General features: G+C 47.7%; 14 protein-coding genes. 7 read left to right on the top strand and 7 right to left on the bottom strand.

The features are described from left to right. Window positions 1-44 precede the first annotated feature (44 nt). Together rnpA and rpmH are read right to left on the bottom strand one after the other, a co-directional pair. The gene (gene rnpA, locus ACZ5DR_RS05525; RefSeq protein ID WP_377366122.1) at window positions 45-440 is read right to left on the bottom strand and encodes a ribonuclease P protein component; all 396 of its coding nucleotides are present in this window, start codon (window positions 438-440) and stop codon (window positions 45-47) included. A gap of 7 nt (window positions 441-447) precedes the next feature. Beyond that, window positions 448-582: a 50S ribosomal protein L34 gene (gene rpmH, locus ACZ5DR_RS05520; protein ID WP_115466965.1), complete on the bottom strand. Its 135-nt coding sequence runs from the start codon at window positions 580-582 to the stop codon at window positions 448-450. 529 nt (window positions 583-1111) lie between these two features. On the opposite strand from rpmH, the gene dnaA reads away from it, so the two are divergent. The 4 genes from dnaA to gyrB are packed head-to-tail and all read left to right on the top strand — an operon-like array spanning window position 1112 to window position 7373. Then, window positions 1112-2659: a chromosomal replication initiator protein DnaA gene (gene dnaA / locus ACZ5DR_RS05515; RefSeq protein ID WP_464543875.1), complete on the top strand. Its 1548-nt coding sequence runs from the start codon at window positions 1112-1114 to the stop codon at window positions 2657-2659. Window positions 2660-2692: 33 nt separating this feature from the next. Then, entirely contained in the window at window positions 2693-3790 is a 1098-nt protein-coding gene (dnaN, locus tag ACZ5DR_RS05510) for a DNA polymerase III subunit beta (protein WP_377366123.1), read from the top strand. A 55-nt stretch (window positions 3791-3845) separates the two neighbouring features. Next, on the top strand, window positions 3846-4949 hold the full coding sequence (gene recF / locus ACZ5DR_RS05505; RefSeq protein ID WP_377366124.1) for a DNA replication/repair protein RecF: 1104 nt from the start codon (window positions 3846-3848) through the stop codon (window positions 4947-4949). Next, window positions 4950-7373: a DNA topoisomerase (ATP-hydrolyzing) subunit B gene (gene gyrB / locus ACZ5DR_RS05500; protein WP_377366125.1), complete on the top strand. Its 2424-nt coding sequence runs from the start codon at window positions 4950-4952 to the stop codon at window positions 7371-7373. It begins immediately after the preceding gene. Between the two features lie 38 nt (window positions 7374-7411). On the opposite strand, the gene ACZ5DR_RS05495 is transcribed toward gyrB, so the two are convergent. Continuing rightward, window positions 7412-8146 carry a siderophore ferric iron reductase gene (locus ACZ5DR_RS05495; protein ID WP_377366126.1) on the bottom strand — a complete coding sequence of 245 codons (735 nt, stop codon included), beginning with the start codon at window positions 8144-8146 and terminating at the stop codon, window positions 7412-7414. 182 nt (window positions 8147-8328) lie between these two features. Next, window positions 8329-9183: an SDR family oxidoreductase gene (locus ACZ5DR_RS05490; protein ID WP_377366127.1), complete on the bottom strand. Its 855-nt coding sequence runs from the start codon at window positions 9181-9183 to the stop codon at window positions 8329-8331. Between the two features lie 98 nt (window positions 9184-9281). Between ACZ5DR_RS05490 and ACZ5DR_RS05485 the strand changes: the two genes are divergently transcribed. Then, window positions 9282-9671, top strand: a complete 390-nt coding sequence (locus tag ACZ5DR_RS05485; protein ID WP_377366128.1) for a winged helix-turn-helix transcriptional regulator — start codon at window positions 9282-9284, stop codon at window positions 9669-9671. Window positions 9672-9831: 160 nt separating this feature from the next. Next, a complete protein-coding gene (locus ACZ5DR_RS05480) occupies window positions 9832-10971 on the top strand; it encodes an MFS transporter (protein WP_377366129.1) in 1140 nt (379 codons plus the stop codon). Between the two features lie 102 nt (window positions 10972-11073). On the opposite strand, the gene gmhB is transcribed toward ACZ5DR_RS05480, so the two are convergent. Continuing rightward, window positions 11074-11631 (bottom strand): D-glycero-beta-D-manno-heptose 1,7-bisphosphate 7-phosphatase, encoded by a 558-nt coding sequence (gene gmhB, locus ACZ5DR_RS05475; RefSeq protein ID WP_377366130.1) that lies wholly within the window; start codon window positions 11629-11631, stop codon window positions 11074-11076. A gap of 163 nt (window positions 11632-11794) precedes the next feature. Between gmhB and ACZ5DR_RS05470 the strand changes: the two genes are divergently transcribed. Next, window positions 11795-12694 (top strand): lysophospholipid acyltransferase family protein, encoded by a 900-nt coding sequence (locus ACZ5DR_RS05470; RefSeq protein WP_377366131.1) that lies wholly within the window; start codon window positions 11795-11797, stop codon window positions 12692-12694. A gap of 38 nt (window positions 12695-12732) precedes the next feature. On the opposite strand, the gene ybaK is transcribed toward ACZ5DR_RS05470, so the two are convergent. After that, window positions 12733-13203, bottom strand: coding sequence for a Cys-tRNA(Pro) deacylase (ybaK, locus tag ACZ5DR_RS05465; protein WP_377366132.1), 471 nt, complete (start codon window positions 13201-13203; stop codon window positions 12733-12735). Window positions 13204-13240: 37 nt separating this feature from the next. Next, window positions 13241-14689: a TrkH family potassium uptake protein gene (locus tag ACZ5DR_RS05460; RefSeq protein ID WP_377366133.1), complete on the bottom strand. Its 1449-nt coding sequence runs from the start codon at window positions 14687-14689 to the stop codon at window positions 13241-13243. Window positions 14690-14736 lie beyond the last annotated feature (47 nt).

Genomic DNA, 14736 nt, shown 5'->3' with positions numbered 1-14736 from the left:
GAAAATCACGCCGTATTAAACCAGCCTTTAGCCGATTTTTCAGCCTATTTCTTAGAAGAGTTGCGTTGTTTTTGCTCAGAATGTGGTTTTTGAGCCTTCTTCGCTAATTGTTTCCAGGCTTTTTCTAACCGCTTATGTAAATCAGCATTGTCTACGTCACGAATTCCTTGGCGTGCTAAGAAGATGATTTCTAGGCCATCGAGCAGCTCTTGGTGGTGACGAAAGGAGTCTCTGACCACGCGTTTGATGCGATTACGACCCACAGCACGTTTGTCTGTTTTCTTAGACACAATCAACCCTAATTTTGCGGGATGTGATTGTTTTCGAGCCAGTAGGAGGAATTCGCCAGCGAAGACTTTGGAGGAGGTGTCATTAAAGACGGATTGATAATCCCCGGCATTCAGGAGTCTGACCTGCCGGGGAAAACAATAGCTTGCCATCAACGTATTAAGCAGACAGTTGCTTACGACCGCGAGCACGGCGAGCAGCCAATACTTTACGACCGTTTTTAGTTGCAGAGCGAGCACGGAAACCGTGTGCGCGTTTACGCTTTAGTACGCTTGGTTGGAAAGTTCTTTTCATTTCTATATCTCACTGAATCAGTGTGTACATGTGAGGGTTAGCGTTCGCCAAGCCTCCTGACTCCGTTCACGAAATCAGGGCGCGAATTCTAGAGGGTTTGCAAAGCTAATTCAATCTATCTAGCGGGCTTTTCTGTGAAAAAATTAACCACAAAACCATTCAACCTATTATACACAAGGTTACCACTACTCTGTGAATAAAAAATCCAAGAACCTAAAAGGTTTATCCACATTACTTATGCTTACATAGAATAACTATTTTATTAACAATAGCTTAGATGGATATTTTTTTGTGCATAAATGGATTTTTAAGGGCTTGTTAATATGTTGATAAAGTGTTGTTTTATTCACAAACCTAACCATTAATTCACTGCTGTTAATAACTTCAACTGTTATTAACAAATTTAAAAATAGTAAATCCTAACGTGAGAATGTAATTTTTTGTGGATAACTCAAATTCAGCACGTTAGAATCCCCTTCTTATTTATTCTTCACCATTCTTCGGAAATTGATCAGGGAGAGCGTCTATCGTGTCTTTGCAGTACTGGGAGCACTGTCTTGCAAGGTTGCAAGAGGAGTTTTCCACATCGCAATTCAATACTTGGATTCGTCCGCTCAAAGCTGAAATCGAGACTAACGGGGATCTGTGCCTTTATGCACCTAACCGTTTTGTGCTGGATTGGGTAAGCAATAAATACCAAGCACGAATCAGAGAGCTGTTGTCTGAATTCGCGGGTGATGAGCCAGCGCCGAACTTATTGTTTGGGGTTCGCCAAGCGGGGTTTACTAAACCAACCCCTCCGCCGCCAGCGCCAGCCCCTAAATCTCCTGAGCCTGCTTCTGTGCTGACGGCTGCAGAGCCAAGTTTTGAGTCGGGCTATTCACCAGGCTTTAGCCTAATGGATGATGACACCCGTGATGGGCCGGAGATTGAATTTGAAGCGCCTTTAAGTTTATCCGATAGCCCTGCTCGCATTGAGCCGGAGCCTTATGAGCAAGGCCAACTGCCTTTGAATCCACCGAATCGTAAAGTGGAAGTCGAAGGGGGGATTAATCACGGTGCCAATCTGAATAACTCCTTTACCTTTGAAAACTTCGTTGAAGGTAAGTCGAACCAGCTGGCCCATGCGGCAGCTCAACAAGTGGCTGAAAACCCTGGTGGCGCTTACAACCCATTATTTATTTATGGTGGTGTAGGCCTTGGTAAAACCCACTTAATGCAAGCCGTGGGCACTGAGCTGATGCGCCACAATCCCAATGCGAAAGTCGTGTACTTGCACTCCGAGCGCTTTGTGGCGGACATGGTTAAAGCCTTACAATTGAACGCTATCAATGACTTCAAACGTTATTACCGTTCGGTAGATGCTCTATTGATCGATGATATCCAGTTCTTTGCAGGCAAAGACCGTACCCAAGAAGAGTTTTTCCATACGTTTAATGCCTTGTTAGAAGGCGGTCAGCAGATGATCCTAACCTGTGACCGCTATCCAAAAGAGATTCAAGGTCTAGAGGACCGTTTGAAATCTCGCTTTGGTTGGGGCTTAACGGTGGCCATTGAGCCGCCAGAGCTGGAAACCCGAGTGGCAATCTTGATGCGTAAAGCAGAAGAAAGCGGTGTGAAATTGTCCTATGATTCTGCGTTTTTCATTGCCCAGAAAATCCGCTCTAATGTGCGTGAGCTAGAAGGTGCTTTGAAACGTGTTATCGCCAACTCTCATTTTACCGGGCGTGCTATTACACCTGATTTTGTCCGTGAGTCATTAAAAGACCTTTTGGCCTTGCAGGATAAGTTGGTGAACATTGATAATATTCAGCGAATCGTTGCTGAGTATTACAAAATTAAGATCAGTGACTTGTTATCTAAGCGTCGTAGTCGCTCAGTGGCTCGTCCTCGTCAGGTGGCCATGTCTTTGGCGAAAGAGCTGACCAACCACAGCTTGCCAGAAATCGGCGAAGCCTTTGGTGGTCGAGATCATACGACAGCCTTGCACGCGATTCGCAAGATTAAAGAGTTACAGGATACCGACTCGGATATCCGTGAAGATTACAAACAATTGATGCGCATTCTGACCACCTAATTGGTCTAAGACTTTGAATTAACGAGGAAAAGAATGAAATTTTCAGTCGTCCGCGAAACGCTATTAAAACCACTTCAGTTGGTGGCTGGCGTTGTAGAGCGTAAACAAACGATGCCTGTACTGGCGAACGTTTTGGTAGAAGTAAAGGACCAAACTTTGACATTGACTGGTTCTGACCTCGAAGTTGAACTCGTGGGTCAAGTCCCGTTAGATGAGTGCCAAGAAGGTCGCATCACCATTCCTGCACGTAAGTTGATGGACATCTGTAAGAGTCTGCCAGACAGTGCTGTGATTGAGTTTTCCCTTGATGAGCAAAAAGCCCTAATACGCTCTGGTCGTTCACGCTTTACTCTATCGACCTTACCAGCAGAAGAGTTCCCCAATATCCAAGACATGAAAGGTGACTTGGTGGTGAACATTCCTCAGGTGAGCGTGCGCAAACTGATCGATCGTACTGGCTTCGCCATGGCGAACCAAGATGTACGTTACTACTTAAACGGTATGCTGTTTGAAGTGGCTGACGGCCAGCTGCGTGTTGTGGCAACCGACGGTCACCGTCTTGCTACCGCCATTGAAGACGCTCAGGTGTCCGGCGACCTGACTCAAGTGATCGTACCTCGTAAAGGGGTATTGGAATTAAACCGCTTATTGAACGACAGTGATGAGCTGGTTGAATTGACCATTGGCGCTAACCACATTCGTGCGAAAGTAGCGGATTACACTTTCACTTCTAAGCTTGTTGACGGTAAGTTCCCAGATTATCACCGAGTAATCCCCCGTAATAACGAGAAGTTAGTGACGGCGGACCGTTTGGAGCTACGTCAAGTGTTCTTGCGTGCATCCATTCTTTCCAATGAAAAATACCGTGGCGTGCGTTTGATCTTGTCTAACGGCATGTTGCAAGTGTTTGCCAACAACCCAGAGCAAGAAGAAGCGGAAGAATCCGTTTTGGTTCAATACCAAGGTGACAACCTAGAAGTTGGTTTCAACGTGGGTTACCTATTGGACGTACTGGGCGTGGTGGACTCCCAAGAAGTGCGCATCTCCTTAAACGATGCCAACAGCAGCGCATTGATCGAAGAAGGCCAAGGCCACGCTTCTCAATACGTTGTCATGCCAATGCGTCTGTAATAGACATCTGGGCGCCTGTAACAGGCGCCCTATTCTTATTTAGGCCCCGATCTATATGCCGTTGGTCCGCCTCGACATTTCCCGTCTGCGTAATCTCAGTACTGTACGTTTTGATCCGTCACCACAGGTCAATATCATTGTGGGCGAAAACGGCAGTGGCAAAACCTCTGTTTTAGAAGCCATTCACTTACTGTCCTTTGGTCGCTCTTTTCGCAGTCATAAGCACAAAACCTACATTCAGCACGAGCAGGAGGAATGCGTCATCTTCGCTCATCTTGCTCAGGATAGCTTACGGGTACCAATGGGGATCAAGCGTGGTCGTGATGGTGCCGTGGAAGTTCGAATACAAGGGCGTGCCGCCCTGTCTGTGGTGGAGCTTGCAGAGCGTTTGCCGGTACAGCTGATCAACCCTGATGCATTCCGTCTGCTGGAAGGCTCACCTAAGATTCGACGTCAGTTTGTAGACTGGGGCGTGTTCCATTTTGATGATCGTTTTATAAATGCCTGGCGAGACTGGCAAAAAGCATTAAAACAGCGGAATAGCTTGCTCAGACGTGGTAAAATATCTGCCAATTTACTAGCTGCGTTTGATCAGGAGCTGATTCGTTTAGGGGAGCACGTCAATATGGCACGAAAAGCCTATGTGACGGCGTTAACGCCCCATTTTGAGTCGGTTTTGCAGCAGTTGGCGTCAGGACTCAGTGTGCAGCTTCAATTTTTCCAGGGTTGGGATGCACAAAAATCACTGAGTGAAGCAATTGAGCACAGTTATCAGCGAGACATTGATGTTGGTTACACGAATACCGGCCCCCAGCGTGCCGACCTTCGTGTCAAAACCCCTACTGGGGATGCCTTAGATACCTTGTCTCGCGGGCAGCAAAAGCTGGTGGTGTCTGCGCTTAAGATTGCCCAAGGCCAATTATTGATTGAACGAGGCCGTCAGTTAGTGTTCTTGGTGGACGATTTGCCTGCCGAGCTGGACACGAATCATAGACGTAAGCTGTGCCAGTTGCTGGAATCACTGGACAGCCAAATATTTATAACCAGCGTCGGACCAGACAGTATGGATTTTAGTTGGTCTGATCAGACAGACGTTCGTCATTTCTCCATGAATCAAGGCGAATTGTCCCAAGCGAGCAAAGGTTTGCAGGAGAGTTAAATGAGTGAAAATAATTACGATTCGTCCAGTATCAAGGTGCTCAAAGGGCTAGACGCGGTACGTAAGCGTCCCGGTATGTATATCGGTGATACAGATGATGGTACAGGCCTTCACCACATGGTGTTTGAGGTGGTTGATAACTCCATCGACGAAGCGTTGGCAGGACACTGTGACACCATCAAGGTCATCATTCATCCAGACGAATCCATTTCCGTGTCGGACAATGGTCGTGGTATCCCTGTGGAAATGCACCCTGAAGAAGGGGTATCTGCCGCAGAAGTGATCATGACGGTACTACACGCTGGTGGTAAGTTTGACGATAACTCCTACAAGGTATCCGGTGGTTTGCACGGTGTTGGTGTATCGGTTGTAAACGCTCTGTCTGAAACCGTGACCTTGACCATTCGTAAGAATGGTAAAATCTATGAGCAAAGCTATGCCCATGGTGTGCCACAAGCGCCTTTGGCTGTGGTAGGCGAATCAGATGGTGCAGGGACTACGGTACACTTCAAACCTTCTGCTGAGACCTTTTCGAATATTCTGTTTGTCTACGACATTCTAGCGAAACGTCTGCGTGAGCTGTCATTCCTAAACTCCGGTGTGGCGATCCATCTAAAAGATGAGCGTTCTGGTAAAGAAGAATTCTTTAACTACGAAGGCGGTTTGAAATCCTTCGTAGAGCATTTGAACACCAATAAAACCCCGATCAACGATATCTTCCATTTCATCTGTCAGCGTGATGACCTAGATGATGGGATTGCGGTGGAAGTGGCGCTGCAGTGGAACGAAGGCTTCCAAGAAAACATTTACTGTTACACCAACAACATTCCACAGCGTGACGGCGGTACCCACTTAGCAGGTTTCCGTGGTGCTTTGACACGTACTTTGAACAACTTTATCGAGTCTGAAGGCCTTGCGAAGAAGCAAAAAGTGGCCACCACAGGTGATGACTCCCGTGAAGGCTTGACCGCTATCGTATCGGTAAAAGTACCGGATCCTAAGTTCTCCTCGCAGACCAAAGATAAGCTGGTTTCTTCCGAAGTGAAGACTGCCGTTGAGCAAGAAATGGCGAAGCGCTTCTCTGAGTACCTACTCGAGAAACCAAACGAAGCCAAAATCATCGTCAACAAGATGCTGGATGCGGCCCGTGCCCGTGAAGCGGCCCGTCGTGCTCGTGATATGACACGCCGTAAAGGTGCTCTAGACATCGCTGGTTTGCCAGGTAAATTGGCAGACTGTCAGGAGAAAGACCCAGCGCTTTCAGAAATCTACCTAGTGGAGGGTGACTCTGCAGGTGGTTCTGCAAAACAAGGTCGTGACCGTCGTACCCAAGCGATCCTACCGCTGAAAGGTAAGATCCTGAACGTTGAGAAAGCCCGTTTCGACAAAATGCTGTCTTCTGCTGAAGTTGGCACCTTGATCACAGCTCTAGGCTGTGGCATCGGCCGTGACGAGTTCAACGCTGATAAGCTTCGTTACCACAGCATCGTTATCATGACCGATGCGGACGTAGACGGTTCCCACATTCGTACTCTGCTTTTGACCTTCTTCTTCCGTCAAATGCCAGAAATCATCGAACGTGGTCACATCTTTATCGCCCAACCACCGCTGTTCAAAATCAAACGCGGTAAGCAAGAGCAATACATTAAAGATGAGCCAGCACTGGAGCAGCACCTAATTGAAGTTGCTCTGGATGGCGCTGCGTTTTATGCCAACGAAGACGTTCCTGGTATCCAAGGTGAAGGCCTGTCTAAGCTTGTGCGTGACTACATTCGTATCGAAGAAGACATCGATCGTATGTCCCGTGTGTATCCAAAAGATGTGATGAACAAGCTACTGTACTGCAAACAGCTGACTACTGAGCAATTAGCTGATGAAGCTGCCGTGTCTGCTTGGGTCGAAGCTTTGAGCGGTCAAATGCCTGTGGATGTACGTACTGGCTTCCGTTTTGACTTCGGCGTAGAGAAAGACGCAGAGCGTAATGTATTCCTACCTGTGGTCGACATCATGTCCCACGGTGTGAGTACCCGTTACCGCTTTGAGTCTTCATTCTTCACATCACCTGAGTACTTGCGCATTGTGGCCATGTCTGAGGTGGTTCATGAATTGTTTGACGAACACTCTTTCATCCAACGTGGTGAGCGTAAAGAGCCAGTGTCGACCATTGATGGTATGAAAGCTTGGTTGATGAAAGAAGCGTCCCGCGGCATGACGATCCAGCGATACAAGGGATTGGGTGAGATGAACCCTGAGCAACTTTGGGAAACCACGATGGACCCAGATGCTCGCCGTATGTTGCGCGTGACCATTGATGATGCGGTGGCAGCGGATCAGATGTTTACCACCTTGATGGGTGACGAAGTAGAACCACGTCGTAACTTTATCCAAGACAATGCCTTGTCTGTGGCGAACTTGGACGTTTAATTAGAGTTCCTGAGCTAACATAGGTCTTCAAAAAGGGCTTAACGACAGTTAAGCCCTTTTTTATGGGCCTTGGCTTTTGCCAACCTAGGACAATTGGCGCATTCCACCCCTGTTTTACAGCGAAACACTAAACAGCAGCTTTTACGCTGGTATGGGGAGTCATCCTGTAGCACCCATTCAGCATTTTTAGGAAGTGAGACACCTATGGCATCACACCATCGTTTGCCTTCTTGATAGAGCCATTGAGAGGGCTGATCTGGCGCCAGAGTGGGCGCGAAGCGCTCGAGGGTGGTCAGTATTTGGTCGGCGAGCAGTGCGTTTAACAGGGGACGTCTAGCGAAGGTATGTTGCTCCAAACTTTGGGCATAGTGCTCAAATAATGCATCCAGTTGAAGAGATAATGCTTCAATAGCAGCATGGGTCGTCGGGTATGTCTGCCAAATGGTGTTGTTTGGTAATTGGTAGCCAAGGGTGAAGTTACCCTGCTGTCGCTGAACTAATTGGCGCAAGGTGTTGGGGATGGCTTTCACCTGATAAACACTAAATACCGCAATATAAAGGGGCTGCCAAAGTAGTAATCCCCACGCCCGTGTTCGCCAATATGGCATCCCAGCTTCCGGAGCTTGAGCTTCAATAGCCTCTAATAGACGCACGCAGCCAGCGTCGTCTTGATGCGGTCGGATCAAGGCATCATCTTCTATCTGATCTCGTTGGCAAAATGCCTCTACAATAGTGCTTGTGTAGTTGGTAAGTACTTGCGTTGTTTGGTTCAAAATTGGCCTACAGGGCGTAAAAAATGTCTTGGATAACCTGTATTTAATAGCAATGATTATCATTAAATATTAATTTGCCTGCAATAGGGAGACGCCAAATTCCTTTTTCACTTATTGACCGTTAATAAAAAAACCCCATGGCTGGATGCTATGGGGCTTTTGAAACGCTTATAAAGCTAAGATTAAAGAAGCGCTAGCTTTAGGGTATCTTGAATTGGTGTGGTTGGACGACCAATCAGTTTGGACAAGGTGTGACTGTCGTCGAATAAGCCACCTTTTGATGCTCCCACGTCTGAGTCTGCAAGAATTGCCGCAAAGCCCTCAGGCAAGCCAACGCTGACTAATACTTTTGCATACTCTGCTTCCGGTAGATCTTGGTAAACCACCTCTTTACCGCTGATTTGAGCGATGTAAGCGGCATAGTCTGCCAAAGTGAAGGCTTCATCCCCTGCTAGCTCATAAACCTTGCCAGCTTGCTCTTCAGAAGTGATGGCGATTGCCGCTGCGTCCGCATAATCAGCACGGGTCGCTGTGGCGTATTTGCCTTCCCTCGCACTCCCTAGTACGGCCCCGTGCTCCACAGCCATACCCGCTGACATGGTGTAGTTTTCTGAATACCAGCCATTGCGTAGTAAGACATGGGGGATGCCTGAAGCGCTAAGGGCCGCTTCTGTTTGTTTGTGTTCTTCTGCCAAGGCAAGTGGAGATGTGTCCGCATGCAGAATACTGGTGTACGCCAACAACTCTACGTTAGCGGCTTTGGCGGCATTGATCACATTTTGATGTTGTACCGCTCGTTGTCCCACTTCACTGGAAGACACCAGCACAACACGTTTAACCCCTTCCATAGCTGCGCTTAAAGAAGCGGTATCTGTGTAGTCTGCTTTACGAACTTGCACACCTAGGTCTTTTAGATTGGTGGCTTTTTCTGGGCTGCGTACCGCCGCTACTATGCTGTCAGCTGCTACGCCACGGGCAAGCAGACTAGAAACGATCAATTGGCCAAGCTGTCCTGAAGCACCTGTTACTAAGATCATAATGTTCTCCTTCAACTGGATAAGTTTGATTGGTAAGAAAGTAAAACCTAGGTTAGACTATAAACTTACTTTTAGTAAGTACGTACAAAAAGGTAAGTATGAAAAAAATTGAACCCATTACAAACTTCGACGCAACATTTGACCGTGGCGATGTGTTTTCAGATCAGTGCCCTTCCCGTGAAGTGCTTCGTCATGTGACGGGGCGTTGGGGAATGTTGGTGTTTTTTGCCTTACGTGATGGTGAGTCCCACCGTTTCAGCGAGTTGCGTCGCACCATTAAAGGTGTCAGTGAGAAAATGCTTGCCCAAACCTTGCAGCAGCTTGAGGGAGACGGCTTTATTAATCGCGTGGTTTTTCCTGTAGTGCCGCCCCATGTGGAATATCAATTAACCCCGTTAGGGGTAGAGTTTGCTGAGCGTGTCATTGATCTGATCGGTTGGCTTGAAGACAACCTAGTGACGATTATGGATCAGCGCCAACAAGCTTAATAGGCGCTAAAAGAGTATCGATATCGAGCATTTTTAAGCCAGAATTAAGTCTTGCCCTGCCTATCTTTAGGGCATGTTGCATGATTAAATTTTGCCCTATGAAGGGATGCTTCCCAAGTTCTGGCTTCTGCGTTCGCAGGCTTTTTCGAGTACTCTAATAATGACAATAAACGAATGGCAGCGTACCGCTACCTATTACGCCATGTTCATCCTTTGTGGTGCCGTCAGCGGGATGCTGGGCCCCAGTCTGGTGTATCTTGCCGATATCGCCCAGGCGTCAGTGAGCCAAATCTCAGTGCTTTTTATGGCCCGAGGGATCGGTAATATTCTGGGTGCCCTACTGGCGTCACGCATGTACGATCGCTTTCAAGGGCATCATTATCTCATTGCCATGTTGGTGATCGTGATTACCGGTTTAGTAGGTATTCCCAATGCCGACAGTTTGACTGTTCTTGTGGTGATTTTCTTTTTGCTGGGGGCCAGTGAAGTGTCCCTGAATACCGGTGGTAACCTGATGATGCTATGGCTGCATCGGGAAAAAGTTGGTTCCTATGTGACCTTTCTGCATCTTTGCTACAGCGCTGGTGCCATGATTGCGCCGCTGATTTTTGTGGTGTCTATGAGCCTGAGTGGCGATTTTGGTGTGGGCTTTTGGATGATCGCTGTGTACGGGTTGTTGTTTCCCTTTTTATTAGTGCGTCAAAAGAGTCCTACATTTCAAGCTTCTGGCGCTACCGAGAGTGTTGCCAGTGATAAACAGCAATCCCGTTATATTGCGTACCTTTGGGTGGTGTTTCTCTATGTTAGCTTTGAGATCACGATTGCCGGATGGATCTCTACATACGGTGTATTGAAGGGCTGGCACCAAGACCAGGCAGCGATTCTCTCCACATGGTTCTTTCTGGCCTTATCGGTTGGTCGCTTAGTGGCCGTGCCGTTGCAATCTTGGTTGTCTGAAAAAGTCTGTATTTATGGCTTTATGGGGATCAGTGTTGGGTTCGCTCTACTGTTGAATGTGCTACCTACTTCTCATCTTTCATGGGTGGCGCTTGGGCTGGGCTTAGGTTGCTCGGCTTTGTTTCCTATGTTGTTTGCGTTCGCCAACAGCATATTGACCCTCACTGGCCGTCGTACCGGTATCGTCTTTGTTTGCTGTGGCTCTGGTGCCTTGGTTGCGCCTTCCTTGTCTGGGCCAATTATTGAAGGTCTTGGGGTGTCTGCATTCCCTGTGTTGTTACTTGGTCTGGCGTTACTTTTGTTATGGCGCTGGCATGTGTTGGTTAAGGTGGCTCAAGGTTAGCCTGAGACAGGTTTTGAGCCATAAAAAAGCCTCTTTAAAAGAGGCTTTTTGGTTTCTGAACGTAACTAAATGTAAATACTCACTTACCTTTAGGGGTTTCTATCATGTGTATTTATAAATGGTTGCGACAGTAAATGCGGCTAAATCTGTGTAGATATCGAAATGGAAGTCGATGTCCTTGTACTGGGTGTCGCGGCCGTTACCCGTTAGGACCAATACAGGGGCGCATCCACGGTTTATCCCAGCCTGAAGGTCTCGCAGAGAGTCGCCAACCATGATGGCAGGGCTCTGGGTGAAGTCTACGCCGAGTTTAGCTTCAATACGCTCGATCATGCCGCTTTTAGGTTTGCGGCAGTCACAGGCGTCGTCAGGGCCGTGTGGGCAATATTCGATACCATCAATGACACCCCCTTCTGCCTCCACCAAATCCGTCATCTTCTTGTGCATGTGTCCTAGGGTGACTTCATCGTAATAGCCCCGAGCGATACCAGACTGGTTGGTAACAACGAAGATTTTGAAGCCTGCTTTGCTCAGTGCGGCAATGGATTTGATGCTACCTGGCAATGGAATCCATTCATCTACGGACTTCACATATTCTTTTGAATCTTGGTTAATGACGCCATCTCGATCAAGTAGGATGACTGGCTTAGGTTGTGCCATAGTGACTGCCTCAATATCGAATCAATGGGCGCTAGTATAATGTTTTCACCTTCTTTGTGCTGTGTTTTCACGTGAAACAGAGTTTTTGTCTCGGCTGTTTCCTTGGATAAACTAAATTTGCGTTACAATGGAGCCATGTAATTAATAGGTTAATAGTGAGTCTATGTCTGAATCTGTTCCATCTTCACCAATTGTTCGGTTGCTGAAAACTCTAAGCTTCTTGCCCTTCTCTTGGGTGCGTGGCCTAGGCCGATTAGTGGGTTTTTGGGGACTTCGCTTTGATCGAAGAACCCGTAAAGCGATTGACCAAAACCTAGCCCTATGTCTGCCTGAGATGGATAAAGAGCAACGTATGCGTATTCGTAATTCACGCCTGCGACACATAGGTCAGACGTTTGCCGAAATGAGCCATGTGTGGACTAAGCCTGCTGAGGATATTCTTGCCATGTGTCGTGAAGGGAAAGGCTCAGAGTCCTTTCGTAATGCTGTGGCAGCCGAAGGTGGTGTGATTGTCTTGGCACCCCATATCGGCAACTGGGAAATCATGAACATCTATATAAACTCGATTCGACCATTAACGGCCATGTACCGTCCGAGCAAAGACCCGAGTTTAGATGCTTTCATTTTGGCTGCCCGTGAACGGTCTGGCTCCGTGTTAGTCCCAACGGATCGTCGCGGTGTACTGCAAACGGTCAAAACATTGAAAAGTGACGGTGTGGTAGGCATGCTGCCAGATCAGGTACCTGGGCAAGGCAGTGGCGAGTTTGCACCCTTCTTTGGCCATCAGGCTTATACTATGACCTTAGCGAGTCAGTTAGCTCGTAAGACAGGTGCGAGTGTGTTTGTTGTAGGGGCACTGCAAACCAGTAAGGGGTTCGAAATTGTCTCTGTGGAAGTGGATGAAGATTTTTATTCAGAAGACATTAAGACGTCTGTGAAAGGCCTCAATGCATCGGTTGAGCGCTTGGTAAGGGTTCGCCCTGAGCAATATCAGTGGGAGTACAAACGCTTCAAACTGCAACCTGACGGCGCACTGAGTTTGTATAAAGAACACACTTCATAGAAGAGCCTAAATAGGATCATGATTTGCAGAGGCGAAATTTAGGCCTCTGCAATGTCAGCAAACACCGTCTGACGACACACCTTAGCAAGATCCTTTGCTGCCAGACCTATATCAAAGCCCCGCTTCCCTCCGCTCACATAAATCTTTTCAAATCCTAATGCGGTTTCATCGATCACAGTGACCAGTGCCTTTTTTTGGCCGATAGGACTGATGCCTCCCACGATGTAACCTGTGAGTCGCTCCGCATCTTTGGGATCCGTCATGTGTAACTTCTTAACCTTGAGCGCCGCTGCAGCGCGTTTAAGATTAAGCTTCCCTGTGACAGGCACAATGGCCACAAAGACGTTTTTATCATCCGTTACCAATAAGGTTTTAAAGACCTCCTCTGGGGTTAAATTAAGCTTAGTGGCCGCTTCTTCCCCAAAGTTATGGCAGCTTGGATCATGGTCATACTCGTGCTGAGTAAAGGCGACTTTTTGCTTTTTTAACGCCTGCACTGCGGGTGTCATAGGTATACTCGCTAACTGTCTTAATTCTTATCTAAGGTTACTTCTGCCAAAACATTGGCGTAAATAATACCAGCAAGGTGAATACTTCCAGACGGCCTAATAGCATGGCCACACAGAGCATCCATTTAGCGGGATCATTAATAGACGAGAAGTTTGCTGCCACTTCCCCAAGACCTGGACCTAGGTTGTTAAGTGTGGCTGCTACGGCTGACCAAGCGGTGACCTGATCAATGCCTGTGGCCATAAGGCCAATCATAAGGATCACATACACCAACAAGTAAGCAGAGAAGAATCCCCATACCGCTGAGACCACTCGCTCTTGGATGGCCTTACCGCCCACCTTAACGGGAATGACCGCATTCGGGTGTACCAAACGTTGGATCTCACGAAAGCCTTGTTTCAAGATCAACAGGATACGAATCACCTTCATACCGCCCCCAGTGGAACTAGCACAGCCCCCAGCAAAGGAAGTAACGATCAGCAAGAAAGGTAAGAAGTGCGGCCACACAGAGAAATCAGAGGTACTGAAACCTGCCGTTGTAGCAATGGATACACTTTCAAAGACCGCGTAACGAAGGGACGTTTGCCAGTTAAATGTTGAGGTTAGAATCAACACCAAGGTCGCCAAAGCAATGGTGCTCCCTAGCATTAAGAAGAAGAACCTCGCTTCAGGATCCCTAAAGTAGTGCCAAATACTACGGGTACGCCACGCGTAAAAGTGCATACCAAAGTTAATCGCCGAGATCACCATAAACACCGTACAAATGATTTCGATGGTGACACTGTCGAAGTAGCCAATACTGGCGTCATGGGTCGAGAAGCCACCGATAGCAACCGTAGAGAAACTATGACACAGGGCGTCAAAAAAGCTCATCCCCGCGATCCAATAACCTAAGGTACAAAGGGCTGTTAACGTGGCGTAAATGTACCAAAGGGCTTTTGCGGTTTCGGCGATTCGCGGGGTCAGCTTGGAGTCTTTTACAGGTCCTGGTGTTTCAGCACGATAGAGCTGCATGCCCCCGACCCCTAGCATAGGCATGATGGCCACGGCTAATACGATGATACCCATACCCCCTAACCATTGTAACCATTGGCGGTAGAACAGGATGGACTGGGGAAGATTATCGATAGACGTGAGTATGGTTGCCCCTGTCGTTGTCAGGCCCGACATGGATTCAAACAAGGCGTCTGTGTAGGTCAGGTCTGGTGACGATGTTAAAGCAAAGGGTACCGAACCAAACAAGCCGAGGGTGGTCCAGAACAAAACCGTTACCAAGAATCCATCTCGGATTTTTAAGTCGCCCCGGTATTTTCGAAACGGCAACCAGATCAAGAAGCCGCTGACCAAGTTAATGATCAACGCATAAATAAACGCCATTAGGGCACCGTCTGAGTAAATCAAAGAGACGATAATCGGCGGTACTAGTGCGATGCTGAAGATCATAATCAGCAAACCGATGACGCGCAAAATGACCTGAATATGCATGGGTGTTTAGTATCCGTGTCTGAGACAAAACTGGCTAAGCTGCCGGT

Source organism: Marinomonas vaga (genome assembly GCF_055388305.1).
The sequence above is the reverse complement of the archived record's forward strand: the minus strand, read 5'-3'. Positions and strand labels throughout refer to the sequence as shown.

Coding starts and splice junctions, on each gene's coding strand:
- rnpA (WP_377366122.1), bottom strand. CDS start 440: ATGGCAAGCTATTGTTTTCCCCGGCAGGTCAGACTCCTGAATGCCGGG.
- rpmH (WP_115466965.1), bottom strand. CDS start 582: ATGAAAAGAACTTTCCAACCAAGCGTACTAAAGCGTAAACGCGCACAC.
- dnaN (WP_377366123.1), top strand. CDS start 2,693: ATGAAATTTTCAGTCGTCCGCGAAACGCTATTAAAACCACTTCAGTTG.
- recF (WP_377366124.1), top strand. CDS start 3,846: ATGCCGTTGGTCCGCCTCGACATTTCCCGTCTGCGTAATCTCAGTACT.
- gyrB (WP_377366125.1), top strand. CDS start 4,950: ATGAGTGAAAATAATTACGATTCGTCCAGTATCAAGGTGCTCAAAGGG.
- ACZ5DR_RS05490 (WP_377366127.1), bottom strand. CDS start 9,183: ATGATCTTAGTAACAGGTGCTTCAGGACAGCTTGGCCAATTGATCGTT.
- ACZ5DR_RS05485 (WP_377366128.1), top strand. CDS start 9,282: ATGAAAAAAATTGAACCCATTACAAACTTCGACGCAACATTTGACCGT.
- ACZ5DR_RS05480 (WP_377366129.1), top strand. CDS start 9,832: ATGACAATAAACGAATGGCAGCGTACCGCTACCTATTACGCCATGTTC.
- gmhB (WP_377366130.1), bottom strand. CDS start 11,631: ATGGCACAACCTAAGCCAGTCATCCTACTTGATCGAGATGGCGTCATT.
- ACZ5DR_RS05470 (WP_377366131.1), top strand. CDS start 11,795: ATGTCTGAATCTGTTCCATCTTCACCAATTGTTCGGTTGCTGAAAACT.
- ybaK (WP_377366132.1), bottom strand. CDS start 13,203: ATGACACCCGCAGTGCAGGCGTTAAAAAAGCAAAAAGTCGCCTTTACT.
- ACZ5DR_RS05460 (WP_377366133.1), bottom strand. CDS start 14,689: ATGCATATTCAGGTCATTTTGCGCGTCATCGGTTTGCTGATTATGATC.